The organism is Pseudomonas sp. DR 5-09 (genome assembly GCF_001655595.1).
GTDB lineage: Bacteria > Pseudomonadota > Gammaproteobacteria > Pseudomonadales > Pseudomonadaceae > Aquipseudomonas > Aquipseudomonas pharyngis.
The window spans coordinates 3,745,751-3,759,533 of sequence record NZ_CP011566.1 but is presented as its reverse complement, the minus strand read 5'-3'; the positions used below and the strand labels follow the sequence as shown (position 1 = coordinate 3,759,533).

Below are 13,783 nucleotides of genomic sequence, written 5' to 3'. Positions count from 1 at the left end.
TCGTACTCCTGGGCGCTCAGGCGCTGATTTCGTTGCGCCGGCGCAGGGCGGCGGCGATCACCATGACCAATACCGACAGGCCGATCAGCAGCGTCGAGGCGACGGCGATCACGGGCGTCAGGTCCTGGCGCAGGGTGGTCCACATTTTCACGGGAAGGGTTTGCAGGGTGGGACTTGCCATCATCACGCTGAGCACCACTTCGTCCCACGAAACCAGGAAGGCGAAGAGGGCGCCGGCCACCATCCCCGGGCGAATCGCCGGGAAGGTCACCTTGAACACCGCTTGCAGGCGTGACGCACCGCAGATCACCGCCGCGTCTTCAATCGACTGATCGAACAGCTTCAGCGAATTGATGATCGAGATGATGGTGAACGGCAGCGCGACGATCACATGGCTGACGACGAAGGCAAACATCGTCCCGGTGTAGCCGAGCTTGAGGAACAGCGCGTACACCGCCACGGCGATGATCACCAGCGGCACGATCATCGGCAGGGTGAACAGACCGTAGAGCATTTCCCGGCCGGGGAAGCGTCCGCGCACCAGCGCAAAGGCAGTCGGCAAACCGAGGGCGACGGCGCAGATCGTGGTCAGTACCGCGACCTTGAGGCTGGCCAGCGCTGCGCTCATCCAGTCGGCATTGGAGAAGAACTGCACGTACCATTTCAGCGTCCAGCCCGGCGGCGGGAACACCAGCCACTGGGACGAACCGAACGACAGCAGGACGATGAACACGATCGGCAACAGCAGGAACAGGCCGATCAGCCCGGTGGTGAAATACAGGCCGAAGCGCATCCGGCGACTCATGGCATTGGGCGTCAGGAGCATGTCGGTTTACCTCGCATTACTGGCGCCAACCGGGGATTCCGGTTGCAGCTTCAGGTAGACGTAGAACAGCACCAGCGTGATGACGATCAGCAACGCGGCGCCGGCGCTGGCCAGGCCCCAGTTGAGGAACGACTGCACCTGCTGAATGATGAATTCCGGCAGCATCATGTTCTGCGCTCCGCCCAGCAGCGCCGGGGTGACGTAGTAACCGAGCGACATCACGAACACCATCAACCCGCCGGACGCCAGACCCGGCCGGCACAGCGGCAGGAACACCCGGAAGAAATTGGTCCACGGGCTCGCGCCACAGATCGAACCGGCCTGCAGGATCATCGGGTCGATGGCCTGCATGGTCGCCTGCAACGGCAGCACGATGAACGGGATCATGATGTAGCTCATGCCGATCACCACGCCGGTCAGGTTGTGCACCATTTCCAGCGGCTGATCGATGATGCCCATCGCCATCAGGGCTTTATTGATGACGCCCGAAGCCTGCAACAGCACCAGCCACGAATAGGTGCGGGCGAGCAGGCTGGTCCACATCGACAGCAGCACGATGTTGAGGATCCAGCGGCCCCAGCCTCGCGGCACCAGGGTGATTGCCCAGGCCAGCGGGAAGCCCAACAGCAGGCTGAACACCGTCACCAGTCCCGCCACCGAAAAGGTGTTGAACAGCACCCGGGCGTACGCCGAGTTGGCGAACAGTTGTTCATAGTTGCCAAGGCCCGGCACCGGTTCCAGCACGCCGCGCAGCAACAATCCAATCAGCGGGGCGAGAAAGAACAGACCGAGGAACAGCAGCGCCGGCGCGAGGTTGCCGGCGCCGCGCCAGCGTTGCTTGAGGGACGGGGCTTGCGCCATTGCACTCGCCTTGCCGGATGCCAGGCCGGCAGCGCTCGCGGCGCTCCCGGTGGCAGTGGAGGGACGGGACGCGGTGGCCGCCATTTTCATTTGACCAGCCATTCGTTCCACCGTGTCGCGATGGCAGGACCGTTCTTGGCCCAGTACGCGAAATCAAGAGTGATCTGATCCTTAGCGTAGGCAGTCGGCAGGTTCGGGGCCAGCGTCGAGTCCAGACGCGCCACACTGTCGACATTGACCGGGGCGTAGGCGGTCAGGTTGGAGAAGTCGGCCTGGCCTTTGGCACTGCTGGCGCTGGCCAGGAACTTCATCGCCGCGTCCTTGTTTTTCGAACCCTTTGGCACCACCAGAATGTCGGCCATGACCAGGTTCTGTTTCCAGCTCACGCCGACCGGTGCGCCGTCTTCCTGCAGGGCGTGGATCCGGCCGTTCCAGAACTGGCCCATGCTCGCTTCACCGGAAGCCAGCAGTTGCTGCGACTGCGCGCCGCCGCCCCACCAGACGATGTCTTTCTTGATGGTGTCGAGTTTCTTGAAGGCGCGATCCAGGTCCAGCGGATAGAGCTTGTCGGCTGCTACGCCGTCGGCGAGCAGGGCCAGTTCAAGCACGCCGGGGCTCGGCCATTTGTACAGGGCGCGTTTGCCGGGGAAGGTCTTGGTGTCGAACAGCGCGCTCCAGTCCTGCGGCTTGTTGGCGCCGAGTTTGCCCTCGTTGTAGCCGAGGACGAAGGAGAAGAAGAACGAGCCGACGCCGTAGTCGCTGACGAAACGCGGGTCGATCTTGTCGCGCTGGATCTGTTTGAAATCGAGGGGTTCGAGCAGGCCTTCGGCGGCGGCGCGCAGGGCGAAGTCGGCTTCGACATCGACCACGTCCCATTGCACGTTGCCGCTTTCGACCATGGCCTTGAGTTTGCCGTAGTCGGTCGGGCCGTCCTGCACGACGGTGATGCCGCTGGCCTTGCTGAACGGATCGGCCCAGGCCTGTTTCTGCGCATCCTGGGTGCTACCGCCCCAGCTGACAAAGTTCACACTCTCGGCGGCCATCGCGGCCTGACCGGTCACGCTCAGCAGTCCCGCAAAAAAGATCGCGGTTGCAGCTTTGTTCAACACCATTTTTACGCCCTCATTGTTGTGTTTTTGAGCGGGCTTGCGTTGTTGCCCGCCTGTCGGGAGCAGTAGCTGGACGGTTTTTGGGTCGTCCGGTCTATGGAATATCATATTATGGTATTCCAAACTTTGTGCAAGCACTTTGCCGTACCGGCTATCTGGCGAAGGTCTTCTTGCTGTTCAAAACTCAAGTTCGACTCGGAGTTTCAGGTCGATGTATAGCGGTAAAACAACTCGGTCGGCTCCCTCTCCCTTCGGGAGAGGGCTGGGGTGAGGGCTGCTTTACTCGGTGAACGGAATGCTCTCGACCACCTCAAGATCGTAGCCGGTCAAACCGGCATATTTCAGAGGCGGGCCCAGGTGGCGCAGCTTGCCGACGCCCAGGTTCTGCAGAATCTGCGCCCCGGTGCCGACCTCCGAATAGATCCGCGATTGCGAGCGACTGAACTGCCGAGGCGGCTGAGTCAGTTGCGGAATGCGCTCCAGCAGCGCCTGGGAAGACTCATGATTGGCCAGCACTACGACCACGCCATGCCCTTCGGCCGCGACCCGTTGCAACGCCGCCCACAACGTCCAGTTCGACGGCCCGCTGTACTCGGCACCCACCAGATCGCGCAGCGGATCGATCACATGCACGCGCACCAGCGTCGGTTCCTCACGGCGCAACTCGCCCATGACCATCGCCATGTGCACGCCGCCTTCGATGCGATCTTCGAAGGTGATCAGGCGAAACGTGCCATGCACCGTCGGCAGTTCCCGCTCGCCGATGCGTTCGATGGTGTGTTCGGTGCTCAGGCGATAGTGGATCAGGTCGGCGATGGTGCCGATCTTGATCCCGTGCTTGCGCGCGAAGACTTCCAGATCCGGACGACGGGCCATGGTGCCGTCGTCGTTCATCACCTCGACGATCACCGAGGCCGGCGTGAACCCCGCCAGCCGCGCCAGATCACAACCGGCTTCGGTGTGGCCGGCGCGGGTCAGCACGCCACCTTCCTTGGCGCGCAGCGGAAAGATATGGCCGGGCTGCACCAGGTCTTCTGCGCGTGCGTTCGGCGCCACCGCAGCGGCCACCGTACAAGCGCGGTCGGCGGCGGAAATGCCGGTAGTCACGCCGACCGCCGCTTCGATGGAGACCGTGAACGCGGTGCTGAACACGCTGCCATTGCTCGGCACCATTTGCTCCAGTCCCAGGCGCTGGCAATGATCGTCAGTCAACGTCAGGCAGATCAGCCCCCGAGCCTCGCGGGCCATGAAACTGATCGCCTCGGGCGTGCAACGGTCGGCGGCCAGCAGCAGGTCGCCTTCGTTTTCCCGATCCTCGTCATCGACCAGCAACACCATTTTGCCGAGGCGATAATCTTCGATGATTTCTTCGATGCTGTTGAAGGCCATGCTGGACTCTCGATGTAAGTGAAATTCGTGGTATACCATAATACAAAATCAACCAAGAGGTCACTATGAAGGCGTACTGGATTGCTCACGTGGACATCACCGATCCCGATCACTACAGCCAATACACCCAGCGCGCGCCGAAAGCGTTCGCCGAGTTCGGCGCGAAGTTTTTAGCCAGAGGCGGGCGCAGCGAAGCGATGGAAGGGCGGATGACGCCGCAGCGCAGCGTGGTGATTGAATTCGACAGTTATGAGCAGGCGGTGGCGTGCTACCACTCGGCGGCGTATCAGGAAGCGAAGAGCTACCGCGAGGAGTGGGCGAGGGCGGAGATCATCATTGTGGAAGGGATGGCGCCGTAAGCAGCGCGGGCAGGGCGATCAACGCATGAAATGAATCTTGCCGCTGTCATCATTGCCCATGTACATGCCATACACCCCGGCCTGGCGTTCCTCGATGTAGCGTTCGAGGATCTGCCGGATCGCCGGGTAGTAGATCTGCTCCCACGGGATGTCTTCGGGGGCGAAGAATTTGCAGGCGAGGGTTTCCGGGCCGTACTGGCCGGTGATCTCCAGCGCGAGGGCGCGGAAGATGATGTAGACCTCGCTGATCTTCGGCACGCTGAAGATCGAGTACGGCGAGACGATTTCCGCGCGTACGCCGCTTTCTTCCCAGACTTCGCGCAGGGCGGCCTGCTCGGTGGTTTCGCCGCTTTCCATGAAACCGGCGGGCAGGGTCCAGGTGCCGGGACGCGGGGGAATTGCCCGTTGGCACAGGAGATATTTGCCGTCCTGCTCGATGATGCAGCCAGCGATGATCTTCGGGTTTACATAGTGGATGTAGCCGCAGCCGCGGCACATCAGGCGCTCGTGCGTATCGCCCGGCGGCACCTGCTGACCGAGGTCAGCGCCACCGCATTTCGGGCAAAAGCTCGGGCTGAACATGTCAGTGACCTATGCGCGGTTCTTTCAGCGCGATGGGCAGGGTGATCGGCGGAGTGCTCTTGAGATCGGTGCCGGTCTCTTCCTGCTTGCGCTTGAGGTAATCGAGGGCCACGGCAGCCGCGGCGCGAACGTGATCGACGCACGCCTGATGCGCCGCCAGCGGATCGCCGCTCTTGATCGCCTCGACCATTTTTTCCATCTCGTGATTACTGGCGCCGCGACGGTTTTCCTGGGACACCGACGTCGCACGCAGGTAGCTGATGCGCGCCTGCAATTGACGCAACTGGGTGGCCGCAACATGGTTGCCCGAACCTTCCAGCAGCACGTCGTAGAAACCCTGCACCGAGTCGATCACCTGTTGCAACTCGCCGTCCTTGAGCGCCTTGCGGTTCTCGTCGAGGGCTTTTTCCAGGGCCTTGATGTCCTTGGCCTTGGCGCGCAGGGTGAACAGCTGGACGATCAGGCCTTCGAGCACGCAGCGCAGTTCATAGATATCGACGGCATCGGCGAGGGTAATGATCGCCACGCGCGGCCCCTTGGCGTCGGCGAATTCCACCAGGCCTTCGGATTCCAGGTGACGCAAGGCTTCACGCACCGACGTACGGCTCACGCCCAGGCGATCGCACAGATCGCGCTCCACCAGGCGATCGCCCGGCAGCAGCTGGAAGTTCATGATGGCGCTTCGCAGTTTATCCAGCACGATTTCGCGCAGGGTGACGGGGTTGCGATTGACCTTGAAGCTGTCGTCGAGTGGCAGGCGTTTCATGGGGTCCGCTCTTTAAGGTGGCTGTCCATGCCAGACGGGCATCAAAACAGCCGAGGGGTTAACTGGAGGCCTCGGCGTCGGCTTCGGCGAAGGCTTCACGGGCGAGCCGGAAACTGTCCACGGCTGCCGGGACGCCGCAATAAATACCGACCTGAAGCAGAATTTCGCGTATTTGCTCACGACTCAGGCCGTTACGCAAGGCGCCGCGCACATGCAGTTTCAGTTCATGCGGACGGTTGAGCGCCGAGATCATCGCCAGGTTGATCATGCTGCGCTCTTTGAGCGACAGGCCTTCACGTCCCCAGACGTGGCCCCAGCAGTATTCGGTGACCATTTCCTGCAGCGGGCGGGTGAAGTCGTCGGCATTCTCGATCGAGCGCTGCACATAGGCTTCGCCCAGCACCTGGGTGCGGATCTTCAGGCCCTTTTCATACTTCTCGTTACTCATAAATCCTCCAGTCACCACAATCCCTTGTGGGAGCGGGCTTGCTCGCGAATGCGGTAGCTCATTCAACATAGGTGTCGGCTGACACGACGCCTTCGCGAGCAAGCCCGCTCCCACAGTGGAATTTGTGTGAATCTGTCAGGCCAGGGTCGGCAATGGCCCAAGCTTGCCCTTGTGATAAATCATCGGCGTCACCGGTTGCGCCGGCAGGATCAGGTTCTTCACTGCGCCAACGATGATCGCGTGATCGCCGCCGTCGTATTCGCGCCACAACTCGCACTCGATGATCGCCGTGGCCTTGGCGAGGATCGGGTTACCGAGCTCGCTCAAGTGCCACTCGATGCCGTTGGCCTTGTCCTTACCTTTGCCGGCGAAAGCATAGGCTTCGGCGGTCTGGTCGGCGGACAGCAAATGGATCGCGAACTTCTTGCTGTCGCGCAGCACCGGGTAGGTGTCGGAGGCGTAGTTGGGGCAGAACAGCACCAGCGCCGGATCAATCGACAGCGCACTGAAGGCGCTGGCGGTGATGCCGACGATGCCGCCGTCCGGGTCGAGGGTGGTGACCACCGTGACCCCGGAAGGAAACGAGCTCATGACGTCTTTGTAAATGCCGGGTTCGATCATGTCGCAGGACTCCTAACGCATCACAAACGGATCAGGCATCGGCGCCTGGGAGAGGTTGATCCACACCGTTTTCAGTTCGGTGTAGGCCAGCACCGAATCGATGCCGCTTTCGCGTCCATAGCCACTGTTCTTGAAGCCGCCGATCGGTGCCATCGCCGACACCGCGCGGTAGGTGTTGACCCAGATAATCCCCGAGCGCACGTCCCGGGCCAGGCGATGGGCGCGGCCCAGATCGCGGGTCCAGATGCCGGCAGCGAGGCCGAACTGCGAGTCGTTGGCGATCGCCAGCGCTTCGGCTTCGTCCTTGAAACGGATCACCGAGGCGACCGGACCAAAGACTTCTTCCTGCATGATCTTCATCGAGTTGCGATCGCATTCGAACAGCGTCGGTTCGTAGAACCAGCCGTCACCCACGCCACTCGGACGCTTGCCACCCAGACGCAGGCGTGCACCTTCGGCAATCGCATCAGCCACCAGACCCTCCACCACCGCCAGTTGCTGCGCGGTAGCCATCGGGCCCATTTCGCTGCTGTCGTCCTGCGGGTTGCCGATGCGGATGCGCTGGGCGCGTTCCACCAGTCGGCTGACGAACTCGTCGTAGATTTCGTCCTGCACCAGCAGTCGCGAGCCGGATACGCAACTCTGCCCGGATGCCGCATAAATCCCGGCAATCGCACCGTTGATCGCGCTGTCGAGATCAGCGTCGGCAAAGATGATGTTCGGCGACTTGCCGCCCAGTTCCAGCGACAGCTTGGCAAAGTTCTCGGCGCTGCTGCGCACCACATGCCGGGCCGTGGCGGCGCCACCGGTGAAGGCGATCTTGCGGATCAGCGGATGACGGGTGAGGGCGGCGCCAGTGCTCGGGCCGTAGCCGGTGACAACGTTGACCACGCCCGGTGGAATCCCTGCTTCGAGGGCCAGACGCGCCAGTTCGAGGATGGTCGCCGAGGCATGCTCGGACGGTTTGATCACGATGGTGTTGCCCGCCGCCAGCGCCGGCGCCAGTTTGATCGCGGTCAGGTACAGCGGGCTGTTCCAGGGAATGATCGCGGCGACCACGCCCATGGCTTCGTGCACGGTGTAGGCGAACAGATCGGGCTTATCCAGCGGCAGGGTGCCGCCTTCGAGCTTGTCGGCGAGGCCGGCGGTGTAGTGGAAGAACTCCGGCAGATAACCGACCTGACCGCGGGTTTCGCGGATCAGCTTGCCGTTGTCGCGGCTTTCCAGCTGCGCCAGTTGTTCCTTGTTTTCAGCGATCAGGTCACCGAGACGACGCAGCAGTTTGCCGCGCGCGGTGGCGGTCAAACCACGCCATGCCGGGCTGTCGAAGGCGGTCTGCGCGGCTTGCACGGCGCGTTCGACGTCGGCCTCGTCAGCGTCGGGCAGTACGGCCCAGGGTTCGGCCAGCGCCGGGTTGAGGCTTTCGAAAGTCTTGCCGGAGAGGGCATCGACCCATTCTCCGCCGATGCACATCTGGAAGCGTGCGAGCGTCATGCAACGATCCCCTTTATATGGTTTTGTCGGGCGTGTGCGGTGTCGAGAAATTCCAGCAGTGTCTGGTTCACCAGCCGTGGCGACTCTACCGGCATCATATGCCGTTGCTCGGGCAGCACGGCAACCTTCGCGCCGGGAATGCGCGCGGCCAGTTGCTCGGCCATTTCCGGGGTCGATCCGGGGTCCAGCTCGCCGGTGGCGATCAGCGTCGGCGCCTGGATGCTGCCCAGGTCGTCGGCACGGTACATGTCCTGGGTGGCGAACAGTTCGTAGGTGGTCAGGTAGCCTTGCGGATCATTGCCAGCCAGGGTCTGGCGGATCGCAGCGATCTGCGCCGGGTTGGCCGCCTGGTATTCACGGCTGAACCAGCGCGACAGCGCCGCTTCGGCATTCGCGTCCGGCCCGTGTTCGGCAGCCTGCGCGGTACGGGCGATAACCCCGGCGCGCTGCTCTTCGCTGCGGTTGAACACGCTGTTGAGCACTACCAGGCTTTTCAGGCGTTCCGGGTAATGCAGGGCAAACGCCCGCGCCACCAGGCCGCCCATGGAAAAGCCGATCACCGATGCCTCAGGCAATTGCAGGTGGTCGAGCAGCTCCAGCAACTGATCAGCGTAACCGAGCAGGGCGGTGCCGTTGGCCGGTCGCGGGCTGGCGCCATGGCCGAGCATGTCGTAGGCGATCACCCGGTATTGCGTGGCCAGGCCAACGATCTGGCCGCCCCACATTTCTTTGTTCAGGCCTACGCCGTGGATCAACACCACGGGTTGGCCAACGCCTGTCGCCAGATAACTGGTGCCGGCCGGGGTGAGTTCAGCGGTGAGCCGAATCATGGAGCGCTCCTGCAATGCCTTTTTTATTGTGGTTACTGGGCTTTTTCGGCGGCCAGTTCTTCCAGATCGATGTAGCGGTTGCCGATGCGCGGGTGCAGGCGACCACCGTCGGCGCAACCGAGCACCACGACGATTTCGTCGGCGCGCGGGGCGTCTTCGATCTGCATTTCCAGGGTGATGTAGTGCGAGCGCAGGCCTTCGTCATCCTTGTGCATCATCGGAATCTGAATCGAAGTGCCCGGACCGCCGCGCTTGTTGGTGAAGCTCAGGTAGCTCTTGGCCTTGACCGCTTCGCGGTAGTGGTTGCCGAAGCGCAGGGTGTGGATCACCGCCGACGCGTGTTCGATTTCGCCATCGGCACCGACCACCGCGGCTTTGCCGTAAGCCTCGATCTTCTCGGCGCCGCCGATGATCCCCACCAGACGCTCGACCATCATCGCGCCGAGATCCGAACAATTGGCGCGGATCTGCGGCTTGAGGTCTTCGACAAACCCATTGCCGACCCACGGGTTCTTCATCACGACGGCCAGGCCGACCATGGTCACCGGGGTGTCGGACGCCTTGCCGCCTTCAATGAAGGTCTCTTCGACATAGCTGACGATCTTGCGAATTTCGAAACTCATGAGCTGCTCCGTAGGGGATAAAGAGTGTCTGTGCGTCTGATGGTATACCATAATACCGATCGTGCAAGTCCCCATCGCAAGAATCCCCGCCATCAGTCGGACGAATGCCCGCGCATTCAGCCGCCGCTGAAGTCCCTTTCGGTTAACAAAAGATAACGTTGCGCCGATTGTCAGACGTTTCGAATGCCCGATAGGATGAGCCAGCTTCCGAAGGGGCTCTGGACAGCGGGTTTCAGGACTATGCTTGTGACCAGGCAGTCACCGTGAGCACCCTTGCGGCGCCCTTAAGGTCCATGACCAACAATAATAAACAGGGGAAGGTCTATGAGTCGTTGCCGCCCGCCGGCGTTACGCAACACCGCGTTGCTGGCCACAGCACTCTCTCTGCTGGGCTTTGCCACATTGTCGGCGCCGGTTCTCGCCGCCGAAGCGCCAGCCGACGTGGTCTATTCCACCGAATCGGCCAAGGCCTCGAAAAGCCTGATGCTCGATGTCGTTCACGCCGGAACCCGCCTGGTGGCGGTCGGGGATCGTGGGCACATTCTCTATTCCGACGACCAGGGCAAGACCTGGACCCAGGCCAAGGTGCCGAGCCGCCAGTTGCTGACCGCCGTGTATTTCGTCGATGACAAGCACGGCTGGGCCGTCGGCCACGACGCGCAGATCCTCGCCAGCGAAGACGGCGGCCTGACCTGGACCAAACAGTTCGAAGACCTCAAGCGCGAATCGCCGCTGCTCGACGTCTGGTTCAAGGACGTCAACAGCGGCCTGGCGGTGGGTGCCTACGGCGCGCTGCTGGAAACCACCGATGGCGGCAAAAACTGGGAAGACGTCAGTGATCGCCTCGACAACGAAGACCAGTTCCACCTAAACGCCATCGGCGCGGTAAAAGACGCCGGTCTGTTCATCGTTGGCGAGTCGGGCAGCATGTTCCGCTCCGCCGACTGGGGCCAGACCTGGGAAAAACTCGAAGGCCCGTACGAAGGCTCGCTGTTCGGCGTGATCGGCACGGCGCAGCCGCAAACCCTGCTGGCCTACGGTCTGCGGGGCAACCTTTACCGCTCCACCGATTTCGGCAGCACCTGGGAGCAGGTCGAACTGAAAGCTGCGCGCGGTTCGCTGGAGTTCGGCCTGTCCGGTGCCACACTGCTTGCGGACGGCTCCATCGTCATCGTCGGCAACGGCGGCTCGGTGGTCAGCAGCAGCGACAACGGCGAAACCTTCAGCGTGTTCAACCGTCCGGATCGCATCTCGCTGTCGTCGGTCACCGCCGCCGGCAACGGCAATCTGATCCTGAGCGGGCAGGGTGGCGTTCGGGTCACTTCGCCGAACGGCGCCGAGCTGGGCAAATGAGCCGAATCAATAATAAGAAGGCGGGGCTATGACTTCCTTGAGCACTCATCATCAGGACAAGGCGACGTTTCTCGAGCGCCTGATCTTCAACAACCGCCCGGCAGTGATCGTGATCTGCCTGCTGGTCAGCATTTTCCTGTTCTGGCAGGCCACGCTGATCCGTCCGTCCACCAGTTTCGAAAAGATGATCCCGCTCAAGCATCCGTTCATTGAAAAAATGATGGAGCACCGCAACGATCTGGCGAACCTGGGCAACACCGTGCGCATTTCGGTGGAAGCGAAGGACGGCGACATCTTCTCCAGGGAGTACATGGAGACTCTGCGCCAGATCAACGACGAGGTGTTCTACATCTCCGGCGTCGACCGTTCCGGCCTCAAGTCGCTGTGGAGCCCGAGTGTGCGCTGGACCGAAGTGACCGAGGAAGGTTTTGCCGGCGGCGAAGTGATCCCGCAGAGCTACAACGGCTCCCAGGACAGCCTCGATCTGCTGCGCAACAACGTGCTCAAGTCCGGTCAGGTCGGGCGTCTGGTGGCCAACGACTTCAAGTCGAGCATTGTCGACATCCCGCTGCTGGAGTCCTACCCGGACCCGCAGGACCAAGGCAAGCTGCTGGCGCTGGACTATCGCCAGTTCTCCCATGAGCTCGAAGACAAGATCCGCAACAAGTTCGAAGCGCAGAACCCCAACGTCAAGATCCACATCGTCGGTTTCGCCAAGAAGGTCGGTGACCTGATCGACGGCCTGGTGATGGTGGTGATGTTCTTCGGCATCGCCTTCGTCATCACCCTGATCCTGCTGCTGTGGTTCACCAACTGCCTGCGCAGCACCTTGGCGGTGTTGAGCACCACGCTGGTGGCGGTGGTCTGGCAACTCGGGTTGATGCACTTCTTCGGGTTCGGCCTTGATCCGTATTCGATGCTGGTGCCGTTCCTGATTTTCGCCATCGGCATTTCCCACGGCGTGCAGAAAATCAACGGGATCGCCCTGCAATCCGGCGAGGCTGATAACGCGCTGACGGCCGCACGGCGGACCTTCCGTCAGCTGTTCCTGCCGGGGATGATCGCGATTCTGGCGGACGCCGTCGGCTTCATCACACTGCTGATCATCGACATCGGGGTGATCCGCGAGCTGGCTATCGGCGCTTCCATCGGCGTGGCGGTGATCGTGTTCACCAACCTGATCCTGCTGCCGGTGGCGATTTCCTATGTCGGCATCAGCAAGCGCGCCATCGCCAAGAGCAAGAAGGACGCGCACCGCGAGCATCCGTTCTGGCGCCTGCTGTCGAACTTTGCCAACCCGAAAGTCGCCCCGATTTCCATTGCCTTGGCGCTGGTCGCCTTCGGTGGCGGCCTCTGGTACAGCCAGAACCTGAAGATCGGCGACCTCGACCAGGGCGCTCCGGAACTGCGTCCGGACTCGCGCTACAACAAGGACAACAACTTCATCATCAATAACTACTCGACCAGCTCCGATGTGCTGGTGGTGATGGTCAAGACCAAGTCCGAAGGCTGCTCGCGTTATGAAGCCATGGCGCCGATCGACGAGCTGATGTGGAAGATGCAGAACACCGAGGGCGTGCAGTCGGCGATCTCGCTGGTGACCGTGTCCAAGCAGATGATCAAGGGCATGAACGAGGGCAACCTGAAATGGGAAACCCTGTCGCGCAACCCGGACGTGCTGAACAACTCCATCGCCCGGGCCGACGGCCTGTACAACAACAGTTGCTCACTGGCGCCGGTGTTGGTGTTCCTCAACGACCACAAGGCTGAAACCCTGGATCGCGCGGTGCATGCGGTGCAGGACTTCGCCAAGGAAAACAACAAGGAAGGCCTGGAATTCATCCTCGCCGCCGGTAACGCCGGCATCGAAGCGGCCACCAACGAGGTGATCAAGAAGTCCGAGCTGACCATCCTGATCCTGGTGTACATCTGCGTGGCGGTCATGTGCATGATCACCTTCCGCTCGTGGGCGGCGACCCTGTGCATCGTGCTGCCGCTGGTATTGACCTCGGTGCTGGGCAACGCGCTGATGGCGTTCATGGGTATCGGCGTGAAGGTGGCGACGTTGCCGGTGGTGGCGCTGGGCGTGGGGATCGGCGTGGACTACGGCATCTACATCTACAGCCGTCTGGAAAGTTTCCTGCGTGCCGGCCTGCCGTTGCAGGAAGCCTATTACCAGACCCTGAAATCCACCGGTAAGGCGGTGCTGTTCACCGGCCTGTGCCTGGCCATTGGTGTGTGCACCTGGATCTTCTCGGCGATCAAGTTCCAGGCCGACATGGGCCTGATGCTGACCTTCATGTTGCTGTGGAACATGTTCGGTGCGCTGTGGCTGCTGCCGGCACTGGCGAAGTTCCTGATCAAGCCGGAGAAACTGGCAGGGCAGAAGGGCAATTCGTTGTTTGCTCACTGATCCGTTTGGCTGAAATGAAAAAGCCGCAACCTTGAAGGGTTGCGGCTTTTTTATGGGGCAAGATCAAAAGCCCCTCACCCTAGCCCTCTCCCGGAGGGAGAGGGGACTG

General features: G+C 61.8%; 14 protein-coding genes. 3 read left to right on the top strand and 11 right to left on the bottom strand.

The window, feature by feature from the left end; translation table 11 throughout:
- Nucleotides 1-16: 16 nt before the first annotated feature.
- From PDR5_RS16675 to ribBA, 4 genes are all read right to left on the bottom strand, one after another.
- On the bottom strand, nt 17-826 hold the full coding sequence (locus tag PDR5_RS16675) for an ABC transporter permease (protein WP_007957396.1): 810 nt from the start codon (nt 824-826) through the stop codon (nt 17-19).
- Nucleotides 827-832: 6 nt separating this feature from the next.
- The gene (locus PDR5_RS16670) at nt 833-1,777 is read right to left on the bottom strand and encodes an ABC transporter permease (RefSeq protein WP_039766889.1); all 945 of its coding nucleotides are present in this window, start codon (nt 1,775-1,777) and stop codon (nt 833-835) included.
- The gene (locus PDR5_RS16665; RefSeq protein WP_064597261.1) at nt 1,774-2,799 is read right to left on the bottom strand and encodes an ABC transporter substrate-binding protein; all 1,026 of its coding nucleotides are present in this window, start codon (nt 2,797-2,799) and stop codon (nt 1,774-1,776) included. The genes PDR5_RS16670 and PDR5_RS16665 overlap by 4 nt, the downstream gene beginning before the upstream one ends.
- A gap of 276 nt (nt 2,800-3,075) precedes the next feature.
- The gene (gene ribBA, locus PDR5_RS16660; RefSeq protein WP_064597259.1) at nt 3,076-4,185 is read right to left on the bottom strand and encodes a bifunctional 3,4-dihydroxy-2-butanone-4-phosphate synthase/GTP cyclohydrolase II; all 1,110 of its coding nucleotides are present in this window, start codon (nt 4,183-4,185) and stop codon (nt 3,076-3,078) included.
- A gap of 65 nt (nt 4,186-4,250) precedes the next feature.
- Between ribBA and PDR5_RS16655 the strand changes: the two genes are divergently transcribed.
- Nucleotides 4,251-4,544 (top strand): DUF1330 domain-containing protein, encoded by a 294-nt coding sequence (locus tag PDR5_RS16655; protein WP_064597257.1) that lies wholly within the window; start codon nt 4,251-4,253, stop codon nt 4,542-4,544.
- Between the two features lie 18 nt (nt 4,545-4,562).
- Here PDR5_RS16655 and PDR5_RS16650 read toward each other — a convergent pair whose 3' ends face one another.
- The 7 genes from PDR5_RS16650 to PDR5_RS16620 form a co-directional block, all read right to left on the bottom strand.
- Entirely contained in the window at nt 4,563-5,126 is a 564-nt protein-coding gene (locus tag PDR5_RS16650; RefSeq protein ID WP_007957402.1) for an NUDIX hydrolase, read from the bottom strand.
- Nucleotide 5,127: 1 nt separating this feature from the next.
- Nucleotides 5,128-5,892, bottom strand: a complete 765-nt coding sequence (locus PDR5_RS16645; RefSeq protein WP_007957403.1) for a GntR family transcriptional regulator — start codon at nt 5,890-5,892, stop codon at nt 5,128-5,130.
- 58 nt (nt 5,893-5,950) lie between these two features.
- Nucleotides 5,951-6,340 (bottom strand): carboxymuconolactone decarboxylase family protein, encoded by a 390-nt coding sequence (locus tag PDR5_RS16640; protein WP_007968634.1) that lies wholly within the window; start codon nt 6,338-6,340, stop codon nt 5,951-5,953.
- Between the two features lie 135 nt (nt 6,341-6,475).
- Nucleotides 6,476-6,961, bottom strand: a complete 486-nt coding sequence (locus tag PDR5_RS16635; protein WP_064597255.1) for a flavin reductase family protein — start codon at nt 6,959-6,961, stop codon at nt 6,476-6,478.
- Nucleotides 6,962-6,973: 12 nt separating this feature from the next.
- Nucleotides 6,974-8,455, bottom strand: a complete 1,482-nt coding sequence (locus PDR5_RS16630) for an aldehyde dehydrogenase (protein WP_064597253.1) — start codon at nt 8,453-8,455, stop codon at nt 6,974-6,976.
- The gene (locus tag PDR5_RS16625; RefSeq protein WP_064597252.1) at nt 8,452-9,285 is read right to left on the bottom strand and encodes an alpha/beta fold hydrolase; all 834 of its coding nucleotides are present in this window, start codon (nt 9,283-9,285) and stop codon (nt 8,452-8,454) included. Before PDR5_RS16625 ends, PDR5_RS16630 begins: the two co-directional genes overlap by 4 nt.
- A 32-nt stretch (nt 9,286-9,317) precedes the next feature.
- On the bottom strand, nt 9,318-9,908 hold the full coding sequence (locus PDR5_RS16620; RefSeq protein WP_007957412.1) for an amino acid synthesis family protein: 591 nt from the start codon (nt 9,906-9,908) through the stop codon (nt 9,318-9,320).
- A 324-nt stretch (nt 9,909-10,232) separates the two neighbouring features.
- On the opposite strand from PDR5_RS16620, the gene PDR5_RS16615 reads away from it, so the two are divergent.
- Together PDR5_RS16615 and PDR5_RS16610 are read left to right on the top strand one after the other, a co-directional pair.
- Nucleotides 10,233-11,261 carry a WD40/YVTN/BNR-like repeat-containing protein gene (locus tag PDR5_RS16615; RefSeq protein ID WP_064597250.1) on the top strand — a complete coding sequence of 343 codons (1,029 nt, stop codon included), beginning with the start codon at nt 10,233-10,235 and terminating at the stop codon, nt 11,259-11,261.
- A 28-nt stretch (nt 11,262-11,289) separates the two neighbouring features.
- On the top strand, nt 11,290-13,674 hold the full coding sequence (locus PDR5_RS16610) for an efflux RND transporter permease subunit (protein WP_064597248.1): 2,385 nt from the start codon (nt 11,290-11,292) through the stop codon (nt 13,672-13,674).
- The last annotated feature ends 109 nt before the right edge of the window (nt 13,675-13,783 follow it).